Here is a 19,547-nt window from a genome sequence, read left to right as displayed (position 1 = left end):
TCACTGCTCCTGGGGGCGTCACGCCGGGATGGCCGGGTGGGACTGGGGATTCGGGGAGGGCGGGAGGGTCGGGGGGAAGTCTGCGGTGTCGGTGGTGTGCACGGCGAGCGTGCGGTCCGGATTCAGCCGTACGACGATGTGGCGGCGCCAGGCCGTGTCGTCGCGCTCGGCGTGGTCCTCGCGCCAGTGGCAGCCGCGGGTCTCCTCGCGCAGCCGGGCCGCCGCGACCAGGACGCGGGCCACGCACAGCAGGTTGGTGGCCTCCCAGGTGTCGACGCCGGGCTCGGCCGTCTTGCCGTTCTCGTGCAGCGCGTCGCGGGCCTCGCCGTGCAGCCGCTGGAGGTGGTCGGCGGCCCGGGTGAGGGAGTCGGCGGAGCGCAGGACGCCCGCCCCGTCCGTCATGATCCGCTGGATCGTGAACCGTGCCTCGGGCGCGAGCAGCGGGTGGGCGGCGGGCGGCGCGGGGGCCGAGCTCGGGTCCGGTGCCGAGTCCGGTACCGAGTCCGGTGCCGGGGCCGGGGCTGGTACGCGCGCGTGGTGGCCGTCCCCCGTGTGCGCCGCGTACTCGGCATGCCCCGCGTCCTGCGCATGCCCCCCGTCCTGCGCGTGGCCCGCGTGGCCCGCGTGGCCCGCCGCGATGTGCGCGGCGATGCGCTCCGCGTAGACCAGCCCCTCCAGGAGGGAGTTGGACGCCAGCCGGTTGGCGCCGTGCACGCCCGTGCAGGCGACCTCGCCGCACGCGTACAGGCCCGGGACCGACGTACGTCCCCGGTCGTCCGTGCGGATGCCGCCGGACGCGTAGTGGGCGGCCGGGGCGACCGGAACGGGCTGCGTGACGGGGTCGATGCCGTGCGCGCGGCAGGCGGCGAGGATCGTCGGGAAGCGGCGCTCCCACATGTCGGCGCCGAAGTGCCGGGCGTCGAGGAACATGTGCTCCGCGCCCCGCTCCTGCATGCGGCGCATGATGCCCTTGGCGACGATGTCGCGCGGCGCGAGCTCGGCCAGTTCGTGCTGCCCGATCATGAAGCGCACGCCGTCCGCGTCGACGAGGTGGGCGCCCTCGCCCCGTACCGCCTCGGAGACCAGGGGCTGCTGGCCCTCGGCGTCCGGGCCGAGGAACAGCACCGTGGGGTGGAACTGCACGAACTCCAGGTCGCTGACCTCGGCGCCCGCGCGCAGCGCCAGGGCCACGCCGTCGCCGGTCGACACCGACGGGTTGGTGGTCGCGGAGAAGACCTGGCCCATGCCGCCGGTCGCCAGGACCACGGAGGGCGCGTGCACGGCTCCCACGCCGTCGTGCTGGCCCTCGCCCATCACGTGCAGGGTGACGCCGGCGGTGCGGCCGTCGGCGTCCGTGAGGAGGTCCAGGACCAACGCGTTCTCGATGGTGCGCAGGCCACGCGCGCGTACCGCCTCGACCAGGGCGCGGGAGATCTCCGCGCCCGTCGCGTCGCCGCCCGCGTGCGCGATGCGGCGCCGGTGGTGCCCGCCCTCGCGGGTGAGCGCCAGACCGCCCTCGGCGGACTCGTCGAACTGCGCACCGGTCCCGATCAGGCGGCGTACGGCTGCGGGGCCCTCGGTGACGAGCAGCCGGACCGCCTCCACGTCGCACAGGCCGGCGCCCGCGACCAGGGTGTCGTCCAGGTGCTGCTCGGGGCTGTCGCCCTCGCCGAGCGCCGCGGCGATGCCGCCCTGCGCCCAGCGCGTGGAGCCGTCGTCCAGGCGGGCCTTGGTGACCACGACGGTGTGCAGCCCGGCGGCCTCGCAGCGCAGCGCAGCGGTGAGCCCGGCGACGCCGGAGCCGACGACCACGACGTCGGCCGGGATCGACCAGCCGGGCGCGGGCGCGTGCAGTCGTATGCCGGTGCTGGTCACGAGGCGGCTCCGGGGGTTCCAGGGGTGCCGAGGGCTTCGGGGACTTCGGGGACTTCGGGGGCTTCGGGGGCCCGGAACGTGAGCGGGACGTTGTCGATCAGGCGGGTCGTGCCGACGCGGGCGGCGACCGCGAGGACCGCCTCGGCGGTGTGGTCGTCGGCGACCTCGGTGAAGTCGGACGGGTCCACCAGCGCCAGGTAGTCCAGCGCGAGCGGCGGATCGAGGCGGGCCGCGTCGTCGAGGATCTGCCGCGCCGCCGCGCGGACCGCGGCCGGGCCGCACGGCGAGGCCTGCGCGACCGCGTGCGCGTCGGCGGCGGCCCGGGACTCGCCCATCGCGCTGAGCGCCTCGGCACGCGCGCGCGTGGCCGGCCACTCCTGGGCCCTGACGCGCAGCGCCTCCTGCGCGGCCTGCCGGTCGCGGCCCGCGAACAGGGCCTGCGACAGGGCGAGGGCCGTACGCCGCTCCCGGGGCGAGAGGTAGCGGTTGCGGCTGGACAGCGCCAGGCCGTCGTCCTCGCGCACCGTGGGGACGCCGACGATCTCGACGCCGAAGTTCAGGTCGCGCACCATGCGCCGGATCAGGGCGAGCTGCTGGGCGTCCTTCTGCCCGTACAGCGCGGTGTCGGGTCGGGTGAGGTGCAGCAGTTTGGCGACGACGGTGAGCATGCCGTCGAAGTGCCCGGGGCGGGAGGCGCCCTCCAGGCGTTCCCCCATGGGGCCCGCGCTGATCCGGACCTGGGGTTCGCCGCCGGGGTAGACCTCGGCGAGGGACGGGGCGAACACGACGTCCGCGCCCGCCTCCTCGGCGACCTTGATGTCGGCGTCCAGGGTGCGCGGGTAGCGGTCGAGGTCCTCACCCGCGCCGAACTGGAGCGGATTGACGAAGACGGTGACCACGACCTCGCCGTCGGGTCCGGCGAGGCCGCGCGCGGTGCGGACCAGCGTGGCGTGCCCCTCGTGCAGGGCGCCCATGGTCATCACGGCGGCGCGGCGTCCCGCACGCGCGCGAGCGTGGAGTTCCTCGGCGGTGCGCAGCAGGGTGGTGGTCATCGGCCGTCCCCTTCGGTGCCGTCGGTGCCGTCCGTGCGGTCCGTGCCGTCCGTGCCGTCCGTGCATTCGGCGCCGCCGGTGCCCTCCGTGCCGCCGGTGCCTTCCGTGCCGCCGGTGCCGTCAGGCACGTCCGCTCCCTGCGAGCCGTGCGCGGCATGCGGGTCGTGCGGGCCGTGCGAGCCGTGCGGGTTGTGCAGGCCGTGGGCTCCGCCGTTGGCGAGTACGCCGAGAAGGTCCTCGGCGAGCTCCGGCTTGAGCAGGCCGGAGGCGAGCGCACGGTCGGCGGTGGCGCGGGCCAACGCCAGGTAACCGTCGACGGTGGCCGGGGCGTGCTCGCGCAGCTCACGCACGTGGGCCGCGACGGTTCCGGCGTCGCCGCGCGCGACGGGGCCGGTGAGGGCCGCGTCGCCGGAACGCAGGGCGTTGTCCAGGGCGGCGCCGAGCAGCGGGCCGAGCATCCGGTCGGGTGCCCCGACACCGGCCGTGCGCAGCAGCTCCAGCGACTGGGCGACGAGGGTGACGAGGTGGTTCGCGCCCAGGGCGAGCGCCGCGTGGTAGAGCGGACGGTTTTCCTCCGCGATCCACTCGGGTTCGCCGCCCATCTCGATGACCAGGGCCTCGGCTGCCAGCCGCAGTTCGTCGGGCGCCGTGACGCCGAAGGAGCAGCCGGCCAGTCGCTGGACGTCCACGGGTGTGCCGGTGAACGTCATCGCCGGGTGCAGGGCCAGTGGCAGCGCGCCCGCGCGCAGGGCGGGGTCGAGGACCTTCGCGCCGTACCGCCCGGAGGTGTGCGCCAGCAGCTGGCCGGGCCGTACGGCGCCGGTCTCCGCCAGCCCGGCGACCAGGCCGGGCAGGGCGTCGTCGGGGACGGTCAGCAGTACCAGGTCGGCCCGCCCGAGGACCTCCGCGGGCGGCACGAGCGGCACGTGGGGGAGCAGGTCCGCGGCGCGCCGCCGGGAGGCGTCGGAGACGCCCGAGGCGGCGACCGGGCGGTGCCCGGCGAGTTGCAGGGACGCGGCGAGCGCCGTGCCCACCCGTCCGGCGCCCACGACGCCTACGGTGAGCCGCGCGGGGCGGTCCCGGGGATCCGGCTGTTGGCTTGTACTCACGCGACGACGGCCTTCCCGTTCCAGTCCGCTCTGGGTACCGGACGATTTCTCGTCATGCTAACGCGATCGGTCCGAGGGCCGTCCGATTGTCCACAGGCTGTGGGTTCCTGTGGACAACCGAGGCCCCGGGGCGTCGGAAATTGCGCATGCCCGCGCGGGCCGCCGCACGGGATGATCCGACCATGAGCGATACGGCGAACGGCCCGGCGGGAAACGCGGCGAACGGCCCGGGGGGCGACCGGGCGGACACGGCGGACAACCCGGCGAACGGCCCGATGGGCAATCCGGCGGACGACCCGGTGGGCGCCCCGGCGAACGGCCCGACCGACAACCCGGCGGGCGACCCTGCGGACGACGCAGCAGCGCGGAATGTCCGCCTCCAGAACGCGTCCGACCAGGACGCATCCGTCTACGACCCCCACGACGAGGACGCGCAACGCCTCCGGGAGCGCCGTAGGACCGCCCAGCGCGGCGCCGAACGCGTCCTGGCGCGCCCCGGCTTCCTCGGCACCCTCCGGGACCGCCTCGCGGCGCTGGAGTCGGCGTCCGACGTGTACGACCTGGACGAGCCGTCCGACCTGTACGGCAACGGCATCGTGGAGGCCCTGGAGGAACGCACCGCCCGGCTGCTCGGCACGGAGGCCGCCGCGTTCTTCCCGACGGGCACGATGGCCCAGCAGGTCGCCCTGCGCTGCTGGGCCGGCCGCACCGGGAACCCCACCGTCGCCCTGCACCCCCTGAGCCACCCGGAGGTCCACGAGCGCGACGCGTTCAGCCGGGTCAGCGGCCTGCTTCCGGTCCGCGTGACCACCGAGCCGCGGCTGCCGACGGTCGCCGAGGTACGGGACTTCGAGGAGCCTTTCGGGGCGCTGATGCTGGAACTGCCCCTCAGGGACGCCGGATTCCTGCTGCCCACCTGGGAGGAGCTCACCGAGGTCGTGGCGGCGGCGCGGGAGCGTGACGCGGTGGTGCACTTCGACGGCGCGCGCCTGTGGGAGTCCACCGTCCACTTCGGCCGCCCGCTGGACGAGATCGCGGGCCTCGCCGACAGCGTCTACGTGTCCTTCTACAAGTCCCTGGGCGGCTTCGGCGGCGCCGCGCTCGCGGGCCCGCAGACCCTGGTGACCGAGGCGAAGGCGTGGCGCCACCGCTACGGCGGGATGCTGTTCCAGCAGTTCCCGACCGTGCTGTCGGCCCTCGCGGGCCTGGAGCGGGAACTGCCGCGGCTGCCGGAGTACGTACGGCACGCGCGCGTGGTGGCCGCGGCGCTGCGCGAGGGGCTCGCGGCGGCCGGGCTGCCGTGGGCGCGCGTGCACCCCGAGGTGCCGCACACCCACGACTTCCAGGTGTGGCTGCCCTACGACGCCGAGGACCTGACGGAGGCCGCGATCCGCACCGCCGAGGAGACCGGCACCATGCTCTTCGCGAACGCCTGGACCTCGACGGGGCCGGGCCTGGCCTGCACGGAGATCCACGTGCGGTCCCCCGGCCTGGACTGGACGCCGGACGACGTCACCGGGGCCGTCACGGAGTTCGTGGCCCGGCTCACCCGGTAGCCCGCCGACGGACCACGCCCCCGCGCCCGCCTCCGTGCCCGCGATCCGACAGACCGCGGCCTCCGTGCCCGTATGCCGGCGGACGACGCGTCCGGGCCCGCTCGCGCACCCGCGGGGTCAGTCGAAGCGGATGTGCCGCAGACCCACCCGTGCCTGCCGGAGCCTGTTGCGCAGCGCGCCGTCCTTGTTGGGCCGCAACTGCAGCCCGGCCAGGACGGCTATGCGGTCCGCGGTCTTCGGCACGGTCGAGTGGTCCGTCCACAGGTGCTCGGCGAACTCCGGTTCGCCCAGCCGCCTCAGACAGTGGTCGAGCTGCTGCACGGCCCATTTCTCGCCGCGCGCCCCGCCGTTCCTGCCGGTGAGGTGGCGCAGGGCGCGCCCGACGCCGCGCTCGCGCAGCCTGCGCAGCACGGTGCCGCGCTCTGCCAGGAGCGTGAAGTGCCGTACGTCGTGGTGGAGATCGCGCAGGGCACCCACGGTCTCGGCGAAGTAGCCGGAGTCGGTGACCGTCATGGGGACGATCACGACGCCGTCGTGCTTGGCGGCCGCGAGATCGAGCACCTCCACGACGCCCTTCCGCCAGGACGCCAAGTCCTGGAAGTCGCCGCGCAGTCCGGGAGGGAGCATGCGGCGCAGACCGAACCCGGCGTGCTCGGGATCGCAGATGACGCTGCCGGGCAGGCGGCGCTGGATCTCGTGTGCGGTCTGTGTCTTGCCGCCGCCGTAGGGGCCGTTGATCCACAGGAGCATGCGCAGACCCTACCGACGCCCGCCCGGGCGCGAGCCCGGGGGCCCCGCCGCCGGTCCCCTCAGCCGAGCCCTCCGGCCCGCACCAGACCCGTCTCGTACGCCAGGACCACCACCTGGACGCGGTCCCGGAGGCCCAGCTTGGTCAGGATGCGGCCGACGTGCGTCTTCACGGTCGCCTCGGACAGCACGAGCCGGGCGGCGATCTCCCCGTTGGACAGGCCCTGCGCGACCAGCCCCATGACCTCACGCTCCCGCTCGGTGAGCCGCTCGAGCCCTTGGTGCCCGGGCCGCGCCGCACTGCTGGGCAGCATCGGGGCGAAACGGTCCAGCAGACGGCGGGTGGTCGACGGCGCGACGACCGCGTCACCACTGTGCACGGCGCGGATCGCGGTGAGCAGTTCGCCGGGCGGCACGTCCTTGAGCATGAAGCCGGAGGCGCCCGCCTTCAGCCCGGAGAAGGCGTACTCGTCGAGGTCGAAGGTGGTGAGGATCAGCACCTTCGGCGGGTTCGGCGCGGCGCAGATGCGACGGGTGGCCTCGACACCGTCCAGCTTCGGCATGCGGACATCCATCAGGACGACGTCGGCCTCGGCCGAGGACAGCACCTGGATGGCCTCCACGCCGTCGCCCGCCTCCGCGACGACCTCCATGTCCGGCTGGGCGGCGAGCACCATCCGGAACCCGGTGCGCAGCAGCACCTGGTCGTCGACGAGCATCACGCGGATCGCCATCGGGGGCCTCTTCCGTTCGTCTCTCTCGGTCTGTCTGTCTTAAGGGTCTTCGGGGCTTCGGGGCTTCGGGGGCTTTGGGGCTCCGGAGGTCTCCCGGGGCTCCGCAGGCGGGGCCGTCGGTCGGCCGGTCGGCCGGTGTGACGGGGGTGTCGACAGCGGAGGCGGAGTACGGCGGCATCAGTGCGCGGGTTTGAGCGGGAGCAGCGCGCTGATGCGGAATCCTCCGCCGGGGCGCGGGCCCGCGTCCAGGGTGCCGCCCACCATCCCGACCCGTTCGCGCATACCGATCAGGCCGTGCCCCCGGCCGTCCAGGCCGCCGTCCTCGTACAGCTCGTGCGGGGCCCCCTTGCCGTCGTCCTCGACGAGCAGGCCGAGCCCGTCGTCGAAGTAGACCAGGCGCACACTGGCGCCCGCCTCCGGTCCGCCGTGCTTGCGGGTGTTGGTCAGCGCCTCCTGCACGATGCGGTACGCCGTGAGCTCGACGCCGCTGGGCAGCGGGCGCGGCGTGCCCTCGACCTTGAAGTCGACGGGCAGCCCGGACCCGCGGCACTGCTCGACCAGATCCTCTATCTGCTCGACGTCGGGCTGCGGCACGTACTCGCCGGCCTCCTGGTGCTCGCCGGTGCGCAGCACTCCGAGCAGCCGGCGCATCTCGGCGAGGGCCTGGCGGCCGGTGGAGGAGATGGTCTCCAGGGCCTTCTTCGCCTGGTCGGGCGCGGCGTCCAGGACGTAGGCGGCGCCGTCGGCCTGGACGACCATGACGGAGACGTTGTGCGCGACGACGTCGTGCAACTCGCGGGCGATGCGTGCGCGTTCGGCGGCGACGGCGACCTTGGCCTGCGCCTCGCGCTCCTTCTCCAGGCGGGCGGCGCGCTCCTCCAGCTGGGCGAAGTAGGCGCGGCGGGTCCGGATGGAGTCGCCCAGCACCCAGGCGAGGGCGAACGGCACCGTCAGGAACACCCCCGCCGCGACGTTGCCCGCGACGCCCGTGTACTCGTCCGGCCAGCGCACCTGCGCGAGGGGCGCGGCGCACAGGCCCGCGCCCAGGGAGAGCCGGGACGCCCAGCGCGCGCCCTCGGCGGCGACCGTGTAGATGATCACGAGCATGCCGAAGTCGGCGGTCATCGTCCCGACGTCCAGCACCAGCTGCCCGACGCCCACCGCGAGCGCGACCAGCAGCATCCGCTCGGGCATGCGCCGACGCAAGGCCAGGACCAGGCACAACAGCAGGATGACGGGGGCGACCGCCCAGGGCGGATCGGCGCCGTCGGTCTCCTGCCGGGGGCCTTCGGCCACCGCCGCGAGCCCGAGCAGGACGACGGCCCAGAAGGTGTCGACCCCGGTCGGGTGCTTGCGGAGGAAGTCATAGAGGCGCTGCACATAACCCAGCGTAGGCAAGCGTGGCGAGTGCGGGAGTCAACCGGTGGGCCGATCCGTACCGCCCCCGCCTACTCCCCAAGGTGGAGGGGCCGCGTTCCCGTGTGCTTAACCTGACCGGATGAGAGCGGACACGGCGGACACGGCTCGGGCGCCCGGCGAGTGGCGGGGCTGGCGGGCCGCCACGCGGGAGGCGCTGTACGGGCCCGCCGGGTTCTACCGCCGGAGCGAGGGGCCGGCCGGGCATTTCCGCACGTCCGTGCACGCGTCACCGCTGTTCGCCGGGGCCGTGGCGCGGCTGTTGTGCCGGGTGGACGAGGCGCTGGGCAGGCCGGAGGAACTGAGTTTCGTCGACATGGCGGCCGGGCGCGGCGAACTCGTCACGGGTGTCCTCGCGGCCCTGCCCGCAGATGTGGCGTCGCGCACGCGCGCGTACGCCGTCGAGATCGCCGACCGCCCCGCCGGGCTCGATCACCGTATCGAGTGGCTGTCCGGACCCCCGACCGGTGTCACCGGGCTGCTGTTCGCCAACGAGTGGCTGGACAACGTGCCCGTGGATGTCGCCGAGGTGGACTCCGCCGGTGCCGTCCGGCGCGTACTCGTCGGCCGGGACGGCACCGAACGGCTCGGGGAGCCGGTCACCGGCCCGGACGCCGACTGGCTGGCCCGCTGGTGGCCGCTTCCCCCCACCGGAGAGAGACGGATCGCGGCGACTCCACAGGCACCGGGGGAACCACGGACCGCGGAATATCCACGGGCCCCGGGGGGACCACGGCCCGCAGACGAGCTACGGACCACGGAGGAACCACGGGCCGCGCGTGAGCCGGGGACTGCCGGAGACCCGCGGACCGCGGAGGGAAGGGGAGCCCCTACGGGCGGGCAGCCCCCGGAGGGGGTGCGGGCCCAGGAAGGACTGCGGGCCCAGGAAGGGATGCGGGCCCAGGAAGGGATGCGGGCCGAGATCGGACAGCGGGCCCGGGAGGGACTGCGGGCCGAGATCGGGCTGCCGAGGGACGAGGCGTGGGCGTCGGCGGCCGGCACCCTCGCCCGGGGCCTCGCCGTCGCCGTCGACTACGCGCACTCGGCGCACGCCCGCCCGCCGTTCGGCACGCTCACCGGCTTCCGTGCGGGGCGCGAGGTCCCGCCCGTGCCGGACGGGTCGTGCGACATCACCGCGCACGTCGCCCTGGACGCCTGCGCCCTGCCCGGCGGGCGCCTGCTGCCGCAGCGCACCGCGCTGCGCGCCCTCGGTGTCACGGGCGCCCGGCCGCCGCTCGCCCTGGCGTCCACCGACCCGGCCGCCTACGTACGCGCCCTCGCGCGCGCGGGTGAGGCCGCCGAACTGACCGCCCCGGGCGGTCTCGGCGACTTCCTCTGGCTGCTCCAGCCCGTCGCCGTCGGCGACGCGGCGGCGGACCTATTTGTCGATGTCCCCGACGACGAAGAACATTGACCCCAGGATCGCCACCATGTCCGCGACGAGCGTCCCCGGCAGCAGCTCGGTCAGCGCCTGGATGTTGTTGTACGACGCCGAGCGCAGCTTCAGCCGGTACGGCGTCTTCTCGCCCTTGCTGACGAGGTAGTAGCCGTTGATGCCGAGCGGATTCTCGGTCCACGTGTATGTGTGCCCCTCGGGTGCCTTCAGCACCTTGGGCAGCCGCTGGTTGATCGGGCCGGGCGGCAGGCCGGCGAGCCGGTCCAGGCAGGCGTCCGCGAGGTCGAGGGAGTTGTGCGTCTGCTCCAGCAGGCACTCGAAGCGGGCCAGGCAGTCGCCCTCCTGCCGGGTGACGACCCTCAGGACGTCCTGAAGATCGCCGTACGCCAGATACGGCTCGTCGCGGCGCAGGTCGAAGTCGACGCCCGACGCCCGCCCGATCGGCCCGCTGACCCCGTACGCGTGCACCGCCCGCGGCGGGAGGACGCCCACGCCGCGCGTGCGGCCACGGAAGATCTCGTTGCCCAGGACCAGGTCGTCGAGGCGGTCCATGCGCGAGCGCACGGCGGCGACGGCCGCCCGCGCGCGTGCCGTCCATCCGGCCGGCAGGTCCTCCTTGAGGCCCCCGACCCGGTTGAACATGTAGTGCATACGCCCGCCGGAAACCTCCTCCATCACGTTCTGGAGGGTCTCGCGCTCCTGGAACGCGTAGAACACCGGCGTGATCCCGCCGAGCTCCAGCGGGTACGAGCCGAGGAACATCAGGTGGTTGAGCATGCGGTTCAGCTCGGCGAGCAGCGTGCGCGTCCACACCGCCCGCTCGGGAACCTCCATGCCGAGCATGCGCTCCACCCCGAGGACCACGCCGAGCTCGTTGGAGAACGCCGACAGCCAGTCGTGGCGGTTGGCCAGCATGATGATCTGCCGGTAGTCCCGCGCCTCGAACAGCTTCTCCGCACCCCGGTGCATATAGCCGATCACCGGCTCCGCACGCGTGATGCGCTCACCGTCCAGGACGAGCTTCAGCCGCAGCACGCCGTGCGTGGACGGGTGCTGGGGCCCGATGTTCAGCACCATGTCGGTGCTCTCCGCGGCGCCGCCGATTCCGACCATGGTCTCCGTCGTAGGAGTCATGAACACAGTCTCCCCTACGTACGCTGACCCCATGGAAACGGGGAGCGCGGACGGGACGCAGGCAGCGGGAACGCCCGGAGCGGCGGCCGGAGCGGACGGCACGGGGGCGGGCGGCGCCGAACCGGAGTGGACCGGGCTGCCGCACGGCCTGCTGCGGATGCGCCGGCTGCTGCTGGTGGTGTGGCTGGGGCTGCTGACCCTGGCCGCCGGGCTGCTGCCGGGGCTGCTGGTGGGGCCCGGCTGGGCGGCGGTCGCGCTGCTGCCGCTGGCCGTGATGGCCTGGGGCTGGGTGGTGCTGGGCCGCAACTGGCGCTCCTGGCGGTACGCCGAACGCGCCGACGACCTGCTGATCAGCCGGGGTGTGCTGTGGCGCGAGGAGACGGTCGTGCCGTACGGGCGCATGCAGCTCGTGGAGGTGACGTCCGGGCCGGTCGAGCGGCACTTCGGGCTGGCCGGGGTGCAGCTGCACACGGCCGCCGCCGCGACCGACGCGAGCATCCCGGGTCTCGACCCCGCCGAGGCGGAGCGCCTGCGCGACCGCCTCACCGCACTGGGCGAGGCCCGATCGGCCGGGCTGTGACCGCGCCGGAGGAAGACCTCCCGGAAGCGGACCTTCCAGGGAACGGCTCGCCGGGGAACGGCTCGCCGGGGAAGGACCTTCCGAAGGAGGACCCCACGGGAAAGGACCCCACGGACGAGGACCCCACGGAAAGGGGCCCCACAGACGTAGACCGCACGGAAAGGGACTCCACGGACGTAGACCGCACGGAAAGGAACTCCACGGAAGAGGACCGTACGGAACAGGGCGAGGGGACAGCCGTGCCGGCCCCGTCCGCCGGGAAAGGCGGCGGCGAGGGCATCACCGAGCGGCGGCTGCATCCCGTCACCCCGTTGCGCCGCGCCTGGGCGCCCGTCGCCGTCGTCGTCGGCTGGGCCGTCCACGACCCCGACCAGACGCAGCGCCAGCTCACCCGGCTGACCACCGAGACCCTCCTCGCCGGCCTCGCGGTACTCCTCCCGGCCGCCGCCCTGTACGGCTTCCTGACCTGGTGGTTCACGCACTTCGCGGTGACCGGCACCGAACTGCGCATCCGCACCGGCCTGCTGTTCCGGCGCACCGCGCACATCCGGCTGGACCGTCTCCAGGCCGTCGACGTCACCCAGCCGCTGCTCGCCCGGGTCGCGGGCGTCGCGAAACTCCGGCTCGACGTCATCGGCACGCACAAGAAGGACGAACTGGCGTTCCTGGGCGCCGACGAGGCACGCGCGCTGCGCGCCGAACTCCTCGCGCGGGCGGCCGGTTTCGCCCCCGAGACCGCGCACGAGGTCGGGGAGGCGCCGTCCCGCGAGCTGCTGCGCGTACCGCCCGGCGTGCTCGCCGTGTCGCTGCTGCTGACCGGCGCGACGTGGGGCACGCTGGCCGCCGCGCTCGTCGTACCGCCGGTGCTGTGGCTGTTCACGCACAGTCCCTGGACGGTCCTGGCGACCGCCCTGCCCCTGCTCGGCGCGGCGGGCGCGAGCAGCGTGGGCCGCTACGTCCGCGAGTACGACTGGACGGTGGGCGAGTCCCCCGACGGACTGCGCCTTGACCACGGACTGCTGGACCGCACCCACGAGACGGTGCCGCCGGGCCGGGTGCAGACGGTACGGATCGTGCAGCCGCTGCTGTGGCGCGGGCGGGACTGGGTGCGTGTGGAGCTGGACGTGGCCGGATCGTCCAACTCGGTCCTGATGCCCGTCGCCCCGCGGGAGGCCGCCGCCGCGATCGTGACGCGTGTGCTGCCCGGCGTGAGCGTGCCGCCGCGCGCCGCGCTGTCCCGGCCGCCGCGCCGTGCCGGGCGGTGCGTGCCGGTGTGGTGGCGGGGCCACGGACTGGGCGTCTCCGGCACGGTGTTCGCCACCGGTTCCGGACTGCTGCGCCGCAGCCTCTCGCTGGTGCCGCACGCGAAGGTGCAGAGCGTACGGCTCACGCAGGGGCCGTGGCAGCGGCTGTGCCGGGTGGCCGACGTGCACGTGGACACCGGCGCCAACAGGACGGTGACGGCCCGTCTGCGGGACGCCGAGGAGGCCGCGGACCTCCTGCGCGCCCAGGCGGAGCGCTCCCGCACCGGCCGCAGGGACGCCCGTCCGGACCGCTGGATGGCGTGAGCGGGGGCGGACGGCACCGACGCGGGACGGCGTGTTCCGCCTGCCCCGCGTCGGCGTCGCGAGCGAGGAGTCGTCCGCCGGTCGTGCGGCGTCGTCAGGAGGCGGCGCTGCGCAGTCCCTGCACGTCGATCTGCTCGGTCTCGTCGTGCGCCGTCAGGTCGATCACCTGCGGGTTCTCCCGGGAATCCGCGTCGGGCGACTTGAAGTCGGCCTCCGACTCGGCCTTGTGGAACGCCAGCGCCTCCTGGCCGACGACGTCGGCGAGATCCTCGTTCTGCATGGCCTCCAGGGCGCCGGCCCGTTCCGGCGTCTGCTGCTTCGTACCGAAGAAGTCGAACCCGCCCTCGGCCGACGGACGCCGTGCCGGGGCCTGCGGGGCGACGGCCACCGCGGTCGGCACGGTGAAGTGACCGGACCGGCCGGGCCCCTGCGCGCCCTGCGCCCGCGGTGCCGCGGAGTGGGCTGCGGAGTGGGCGGCCACGCGCTCGTGCACGTCGGCCGCCTCGGGCTTCCCCCGCGCTTCGTCCTCCCGCGCGGTCCCGTGCCCGGTACCGGCCGCGCCCGCCTTCGCGCCCGCCCCGGCCGCCCGGCCCCTGGGCGCGCCGCCGCCGCCCTTGGGCGACCCGTCGCCGTCACCGTCGCCGTCGCCGCTCTGGTCCGGGCCGACGGGACCCCGGGGGCCCTCGGGTCCGTCGGGGTCGAGCCTGGCCAGCGCCGCCCGCGCCCGCAGGTACAGCTGCGAACCCTCGGGCGAGAACACCGCGGGGACGGCCGGCGTCTTCTCAGACTTTTCGGCCGCCCCGTCCGCGCCGCTCTCGCGCCCGCTCTCCTCGACCGACCGGGGCGACTCGGCCGGCACCGCCGACCGGGCCGTCCCGGCCGGCGGTGCCGCTTGCGCCGGGACGGGCGCCGCGGGCAGCGCGCGGGCGGGAGTCGACGCCTCGATCTCCAGCAGGCGGCGGCCCTCCAGGGCACTCGCCCGCTCCGTCTCGGCCGTGGCGTACCGCCGCAGCAGCGCCGCGTGCTCGTTGCGCAGCCCCGCCAGTTCCGCCCGCTTGGCGCGCAGCTTCTGCTCCAGCTTGCCGCGCAGTTCCCGCGACTCCTCGAGGTCGGTCTCCAGCTCGGCGACGCGTTCCTCGTGCTGCCACTCGTCGCTCGCACGCACGCGCATGAGGTCGGCGACCCGCTTGCCCGCCTGGATGTCCCAGCGGCGCATGACGACGGCGCCGGCGAGCGCGGTCACCGCGGCGGTGGCGGCCAGGCCGCGCAGCACCAGGGCTTCCGAGAACACCCAGGGTCCCAGCGCGCAGACGACGGAGACGCCTGCGATCGCCGACGGGGGCAGCAGCCTGTGCAGGGGCGGGGAATGGCGGTGACGTCCACGTGGCATGGCCAGAAACCTACCGCGCGCGGGCGATTCTTGGCTCCCCGGGCGGCAAAAACAAAGCCATCCCGAGGGGTTCAAGAGGAATAGTCAATTCCGCCAGGATCGTTCATCGGTCGCCGCTCTCCCGCGCCTGCCGATCCCTTCCTGATCCACTCCGGACCCCTTCCCCGATCCACTTCGGCCGCGCCGGAAACCCCCGTCCCGCCTGCCCCGGGCGCCCCCGCACCCCCTCACCCACGGGCTTTCTGCTCCCCCGGAGGAACATGTGCCGAAAGCGAGTGAACCTCCCCCGCCAACTGACCGTCCTAGAAGACGCAATGCCGCCGAATGCCTCTCCCGGCACCCGGCCCAGGATCTCTCACCGAAGCAGCGAACCGACGGAACCAGCCGAGCCGGCGGCACCAGCGGAACGACGGGATGCGATGTCTGTCAGGACCGGAAGGGAAAGGCCGGGCGCGGTCGCGGCCCGCCCGCGTCGCCTGCCGCGCACCCTGCGTCGCCTCCGCCCCGGTGCCCTGCCGGGCCGCGTCGGCCGGACCCGCGCCGTCGTGAAGCTCCCGGACGTCGCCGCCCGCGTCGTCCCGCCTCCCGGCCCCGCGGAGCCAAGGGCGCCGCACGGGCGAGCCTGCTCCCCGTCGCCGTGCTCACCGCCCTGGCCGGGACCGCCGCTTCCCGCACAAGCGCCCTGGCCCGGACACCCGCTTTCCGCACAACCACCCGCACCCACCGGCCGACGCGACGTCCGGCCCGACGCCCGATGCGCCGGCCCCGTTCGCCGCACGCCCCGGACGGAACGACTTCCTCGTCTCCGTCCCCCACGCCACTCCTCCCTCCGTGGTCACCACGCGCGCGTGTGCCGGCCGCCCCGCACCGCGGGCCAGGCACCGCCGCCACCACGGACAGGCCCGGGCGGAAGCCCACCCCCCACCTCGGGGCTCCCGCCCGGGCCGCATCACCCGGCCCCCGCCCGCGGGCCTACGCTGAACACATGAGCAAGCAGAACAGCGGACGCGGGCGCGTGGCAGGCCTCCCGGACTGGGGCCGTTGCGCGGTCATGGGAGTCGTGAACGTCACCCCCGACTCCTTCTCCGACGGCGGCCGCTGGTTCGACACGACCACCGCCGTCAAGCACGGCCTCGCCCTGGTCGCCGAGGGCGCCGACCTGGTGGACGTCGGCGGCGAGTCCACCCGCCCCGGCGCCACCCGCGTGGACGAGGCCGAGGAGCTCAAGCGCGTCGTCCCCGTCGTCCGCGGCCTCGCCGCCGAAGGCGTCGTCATCTCCGTCGACACGATGCGCGCCTCCGTCGCCGAGCGGGCCCTCGCCGCCGGCGCCGCGCTCGTCAACGACGTCAGCGGCGGCCTCGCCGACCCCGCCATGATCCCCGCCGTCGCCGCGGCCGGGGCCCCGTTCGTCGTCATGCACTGGCGCGGCTTCCTGTCCGGCGGCAACGCCCACGGTGACTACGACGACGTCGTCACCGAGGTCGTGGACGAGCTGCACGCACGCGTGGAGGCCGTTCTCGCGGGCGGCATCGCCCCCGACCGCATCGTGGTCGACCCCGGCCTCGGCTTCTCCAAGGACGCGGTCCACGACCTGGAACTCCTCGCCCGCCTCGACCGCCTGCTCGGCCTCGGCCACCCGCTGCTCGTCGCCGCCTCCCGCAAGCGGTTCCTCGGCCGCGTCCTCGCCGGACCCGACGGCACCCCACCGCCCGCCCGGGAACGCGACGCCGCCACCGCCGCCGTCTCCGCGCTCGCGGCCCACGCCGGTGCCTGGGCCGTACGCGTCCACGAGGTCCGCGCCACCGCCGACGCCGTACGCGTCGCCCACGCCGTCGCCCACGCCCGTACCCCGCCCCGTACGGCGAACACGGCGAACACCGCAGACACGGCAGACACGGCCAAACCGGTGGCCGCCGCAGACGCGGCCGCCCCCACCGGCGTCGACGCCGAGGGCACCCGGTGAGCGCCCCCCACACGGACGTCGAGCAGGTGGAGGCCGCCAACACGGCCTACTACGAGGCCATGGAGCGCGGCGACTTCGAGACGCTCACCTCGCTCTGGCTCACGCCGTCCGACCTGGGCGTCGACGAGACGTACCACGACCCCGCCGACGCGGGCGTGATCTCCTGCGTGCATCCCGGCTGGCCCGTCCTCACCGGCCGCGGCGAGGTTCTCAGGGCATACGCGCTGATCATGGCGAACACCGAATACATCCAGTTCTTCCTCACCGACGTGCACGTGTCCGTCACCGGCGACACCGCCCTGGTGACCTGCACGGAGAACATCCTCAGCGGCGGCCCCGCCCCCGAGGGCAGCGACGAACCCGGCCCGCTCCTCGGCCAGCTCGTGGTCGCCACGAACGTGTTCCGCCGCACCGGCGACGGCTGGAAACTCTGGGCCCACCACGCCTCCCCCGTCCTGTCCGAGACCGACGACGAGGAAGGCGACGAGACCCCCTGAAGGGGAGACCGCACCCGGACGCCTCTCCGCGCCCCCGGCCCACGAGCCCCGAAACCCGCGGCGGGTCGATACGCGCGTCCATGGTTGGACGTACGGAACCGGGGTAGGGACGGCTACCAACCCCTGGGCCACCGGGTCTTCCCGGGGGACGGGCGACGGATCCTCCGGAGCCCGCCCGCGCCCCCGCGGCCCGGCACTGTCAGTGTTCGCAGGTAGATTCGACCGAGGCCGTCCGCACCACCCGCACCTGGCGCGGACGGGCCGACACCGACGATTGCAGGAGTGATTCGCGTGGATCGTGTCGCGCTGCGCGGCCTGAAGGCCCGCGGGCACCACGGCGTGTTCCCCAAGGAGCGCGAGGAGGGCCAGACCTTCATCGTGGACCTCGTCCTCGGCCTCGACATCGGCCCGGCCGCCGCCGACGACGACCTGACGAAGACCGCGCACTACGGAATCGTGGCCGAGGAGGTCGTGGCCGTCGTCGAGGGCGAGCCCGTCAACCTCATCGAGACGCTCGCCGAACGCATCGCCCGCACGTGTCTCAGGCACGAGACGGTGCTGGAGGTCGAGGTCTGCGTCCACAAACCGGACGCGCCGATCACGGTCCCCTTCGACGACGTGACCGTCACCATCACCCGGAGCCGCGTATGACCAGGCCGTCCGACCCGGGCCACACCGACCCGACCGTGCAGCCGGTACCCGCCTCCGTCACGGAGCAGGTCGACGCCGCCGACACCACCCTGCACAAACCCCGGCGCGCCGTGATCTCCCTCGGCTCCAACCTCGGCAACCGCCTGGAGACCCTGCAGGGCGCCGTCGACGCCCTGGAGGACACCCCCGGCGTCCGCGTCAAGGGCGTCTCACCCGTCTACGAGACGGAACCCTGGGGCGTCGAGCCGGGCAGCCAGCCGTCGTACCTCAACGCGGTCGTGGTCCTGAAGACCACCCTCCCCCCGTCCTCGCTCCTGGAGCGCGCGCAGGCCGTCGAGGAGGCCTTCCACCGCGTACGGGACGAACGCTGGGGCGCCCGCACCCTCGACGTCGACATCGTCGCCTACGCGGACGAGACCTCCGACGACCCCCGGCTCACGCTCCCCCACCCGCGAGCTCACGAACGCGCCTTCGTCCTCGCCCCCTGGCACGACCTGGACCCCGAGGCCCTGCTCCCCGGCCGCGGCCCGGTCGCCGGGCTCCTGTCCACCGTCACCCGCGAGGGCATCACACCCCGCGCCGACCTGGAACTCAGGCTGCCCGAGTAGCCGTTAAGGTCAAGACGGACCGCACGCACGCGGTCGTCGGCGACCCGGCGGACATCCGGGCCGGGCCTCCGGGGCAACCGAAGGGACACCGTGAGAGAGCTGCGTATCAGGGTGCTGGCCGGCGTTTTCGCCCTGGCCGGAGTCCTGTCCTGGGCGGGCGCCCGCCTGTGGAACGCGATCGGGACCCTGCCGAGCGTCCCCCTGGCCGCCCCCGTGGTCCTGGCCGTGATCGCCGTGGTCCTGCTCGCCACGGCGATCTCGATCCGCGCCCGCCTCAAGGCCCAGCGCGAGCGCCGCCCCGGCGCCAAGGGCGTCGACCCCCTGATGGCGGCCCGCGCGGTCGTCTTCGGCCAGTCCAGCGCCCTGGTCGCCGCCCTCGTCGCCGGGATGTACGGCGGCACGGGCGTCTTCCTCCTGGAGTTCCTGGACATCCCGGCCCGCCGCGACCAGGCCATCTACGCCGGCTTCTCGGTCCTCGCTGCCGTCGCCGTCATCGCGGCGGCCATCTTCCTGGAGCGCGTCTGCAAGCTCCCGGAGGACGAGGACGACGACACCCCGGGCACGGCCCCGGCGGCATGACCCCGCGGCCCCCGCGGTCGGGCCCCGGTCAGCGCGCCAGTATCAGGCTCATCGCCTCGGCACGGGTCGTGGCATCCCGCAGCTGCCCGCGCACGGCCGACGTCGTGGTCTTGGCACCGGGCTTACGGATGCCCCGCACCGACATGCACATGTGCTCGGCCTCGAGGACGACGATCGCGCCCCGCGCCTCCAGGATCCGCATGAGGGAGTCGGCTATCTGAGTGGTGAGTCGTTCCTGCACCTGCGGACGCCGTGCGAACACCTCGACAAGACGCGCCAGCTTCGACAGACCGGTGATTTTGCCGGTTTCGGCAGGGATGTACCCGACGTGCGCTACGCCGTGGAACGGCAGCAGGTGATGCTCGCAGAGGCTGACGATCTCGATGTCCTTCACCAGGACCATCTCGTCGTGCCCCAGGTCGAAGGTCGTCGTCAGCACGTCCTCCGGCTCCTGCCGCAACCCCGCGAGCAGCTCGCGGTAGGCCCGTGCCACCCGTACCGGCGTGTCCTTGAGGCCCTCACGGTCCGGGTCCTCACCGACCGCGATCAGCAGTTCGCGTACGGCGTCCGCGGCCCGCTTCTCGTCGAACTCGCCGATCGGGCGCTCGCCGTCCAGCGTCACGGGGTCGGTCATCTCGTGCCTCGTTCCTGTGTCTCTTGCCTGCGGACATGCGGAAATGCCGCGCCCCCAG

At 74.3% G+C, this 19,547-nt stretch carries 18 protein-coding genes; 9 read left to right on the top strand and 9 right to left on the bottom strand.

Annotation, left to right across the window (positions count from 1 at the left end; all coding sequences use genetic code 11):
- Positions 1-18 precede the first annotated feature (18 nt).
- From ABZ354_RS14390 to ABZ354_RS14380, 3 genes are read right to left on the bottom strand one after another with little or no spacing between them, the layout of a single operon-like run.
- Positions 19-1,875, bottom strand: a complete 1,857-nt coding sequence (locus ABZ354_RS14390; RefSeq protein WP_358656502.1) for an L-aspartate oxidase — start codon at positions 1,873-1,875, stop codon at positions 19-21.
- On the bottom strand, positions 1,872-2,927 hold the full coding sequence (gene panC / locus ABZ354_RS14385) for a pantoate--beta-alanine ligase (RefSeq protein WP_358656501.1): 1,056 nt from the start codon (positions 2,925-2,927) through the stop codon (positions 1,872-1,874). Before panC ends, ABZ354_RS14390 begins: the two co-directional genes overlap by 4 nt.
- Positions 2,924-4,036 carry a DUF2520 domain-containing protein gene (locus ABZ354_RS14380; RefSeq protein WP_358656499.1) on the bottom strand — a complete coding sequence of 371 codons (1,113 nt, stop codon included), beginning with the start codon at positions 4,034-4,036 and terminating at the stop codon, positions 2,924-2,926. The genes panC and ABZ354_RS14380 overlap by 4 nt, the downstream gene beginning before the upstream one ends.
- 182 nt (positions 4,037-4,218) lie before the next feature.
- On the opposite strand from ABZ354_RS14380, the gene ABZ354_RS14375 reads away from it, so the two are divergent.
- Complete coding sequence (locus ABZ354_RS14375) at positions 4,219-5,592, top strand: beta-eliminating lyase-related protein (protein ID WP_358656497.1); 1,374 nt, start codon at positions 4,219-4,221, stop codon at positions 5,590-5,592.
- 117 nt (positions 5,593-5,709) lie between these two features.
- On the opposite strand, the gene ABZ354_RS14370 is transcribed toward ABZ354_RS14375, so the two are convergent.
- The 3 genes from ABZ354_RS14370 to ABZ354_RS14360 form a co-directional block, all read right to left on the bottom strand.
- Entirely contained in the window at positions 5,710-6,342 is a 633-nt protein-coding gene (locus ABZ354_RS14370; RefSeq protein WP_358656495.1) for an AAA family ATPase, read from the bottom strand.
- A 59-nt stretch (positions 6,343-6,401) separates the two neighbouring features.
- The gene (locus ABZ354_RS14365; protein WP_358656493.1) at positions 6,402-7,073 is read right to left on the bottom strand and encodes a response regulator transcription factor; all 672 of its coding nucleotides are present in this window, start codon (positions 7,071-7,073) and stop codon (positions 6,402-6,404) included.
- A gap of 177 nt (positions 7,074-7,250) precedes the next feature.
- Entirely contained in the window at positions 7,251-8,453 is a 1,203-nt protein-coding gene (locus ABZ354_RS14360; RefSeq protein WP_358656491.1) for a sensor histidine kinase, read from the bottom strand.
- A gap of 118 nt (positions 8,454-8,571) precedes the next feature.
- Here ABZ354_RS14360 and ABZ354_RS14355 point away from each other — a divergent pair, with 118 nt between their 5' ends.
- Positions 8,572-9,903 (top strand): SAM-dependent methyltransferase, encoded by a 1,332-nt coding sequence (locus tag ABZ354_RS14355; protein WP_358656489.1) that lies wholly within the window; start codon positions 8,572-8,574, stop codon positions 9,901-9,903.
- Here ABZ354_RS14355 and ABZ354_RS14350 read toward each other — a convergent pair.
- Positions 9,868-11,019 (bottom strand): NADH-quinone oxidoreductase subunit D, encoded by a 1,152-nt coding sequence (locus ABZ354_RS14350; protein ID WP_358656487.1) that lies wholly within the window; start codon positions 11,017-11,019, stop codon positions 9,868-9,870. The genes ABZ354_RS14355 and ABZ354_RS14350 overlap by 36 nt on opposite strands.
- A gap of 31 nt (positions 11,020-11,050) precedes the next feature.
- Here ABZ354_RS14350 and ABZ354_RS14345 point away from each other — a divergent pair, with 31 nt between their 5' ends.
- Positions 11,051-11,599, top strand: a complete 549-nt coding sequence (locus ABZ354_RS14345; RefSeq protein WP_358656485.1) for a PH domain-containing protein — start codon at positions 11,051-11,053, stop codon at positions 11,597-11,599.
- A 239-nt stretch (positions 11,600-11,838) separates the two neighbouring features.
- On the top strand, positions 11,839-13,167 hold the full coding sequence (locus tag ABZ354_RS14340) for a PH domain-containing protein (RefSeq protein ID WP_358656483.1): 1,329 nt from the start codon (positions 11,839-11,841) through the stop codon (positions 13,165-13,167).
- Positions 13,168-13,261: 94 nt separating this feature from the next.
- Here ABZ354_RS14340 and ABZ354_RS14335 read toward each other — a convergent pair whose 3' ends face one another.
- The gene (locus ABZ354_RS14335) at positions 13,262-14,557 is read right to left on the bottom strand and encodes a hypothetical protein (protein ID WP_358656481.1); all 1,296 of its coding nucleotides are present in this window, start codon (positions 14,555-14,557) and stop codon (positions 13,262-13,264) included.
- A 985-nt stretch (positions 14,558-15,542) separates the two neighbouring features.
- On the opposite strand from ABZ354_RS14335, the gene folP reads away from it, so the two are divergent.
- From folP to ABZ354_RS14310, 5 genes are all read left to right on the top strand, one after another.
- Complete coding sequence (gene folP / locus ABZ354_RS14330) at positions 15,543-16,520, top strand: dihydropteroate synthase (RefSeq protein WP_358656479.1); 978 nt, start codon at positions 15,543-15,545, stop codon at positions 16,518-16,520.
- Positions 16,517-17,017, top strand: coding sequence for a nuclear transport factor 2 family protein (locus ABZ354_RS14325; RefSeq protein ID WP_358656477.1), 501 nt, complete (start codon positions 16,517-16,519; stop codon positions 17,015-17,017). Before folP ends, ABZ354_RS14325 begins: the two co-directional genes overlap by 4 nt.
- A 291-nt stretch (positions 17,018-17,308) precedes the next feature.
- Positions 17,309-17,668 (top strand): dihydroneopterin aldolase, encoded by a 360-nt coding sequence (gene folB, locus ABZ354_RS14320; RefSeq protein WP_358656475.1) that lies wholly within the window; start codon positions 17,309-17,311, stop codon positions 17,666-17,668.
- Positions 17,665-18,276: a 2-amino-4-hydroxy-6-hydroxymethyldihydropteridine diphosphokinase gene (gene folK / locus ABZ354_RS14315; RefSeq protein WP_358656474.1), complete on the top strand. Its 612-nt coding sequence runs from the start codon at positions 17,665-17,667 to the stop codon at positions 18,274-18,276. The genes folB and folK overlap by 4 nt, the downstream gene beginning before the upstream one ends.
- Positions 18,277-18,366: 90 nt before the next feature.
- A complete protein-coding gene (locus ABZ354_RS14310) occupies positions 18,367-18,855 on the top strand; it encodes a DUF3180 domain-containing protein (protein ID WP_358656473.1) in 489 nt (162 codons plus the stop codon).
- Positions 18,856-18,883: 28 nt separating this feature from the next.
- On the opposite strand, the gene folE is transcribed toward ABZ354_RS14310, so the two are convergent.
- Positions 18,884-19,489 (bottom strand): GTP cyclohydrolase I FolE, encoded by a 606-nt coding sequence (folE, locus tag ABZ354_RS14305; RefSeq protein WP_358656471.1) that lies wholly within the window; start codon positions 19,487-19,489, stop codon positions 18,884-18,886.
- Between the last annotated feature and the right edge of the window lie 58 nt (positions 19,490-19,547).

The sequence above is a fragment of the Streptomyces sp. NPDC005925 genome (assembly GCF_040638805.1).
Taxonomy (GTDB): Bacteria; Actinomycetota; Actinomycetes; order Streptomycetales; family Streptomycetaceae; genus Streptomyces.
This window is presented reverse-complemented; position numbering and strand designations above follow the sequence as displayed.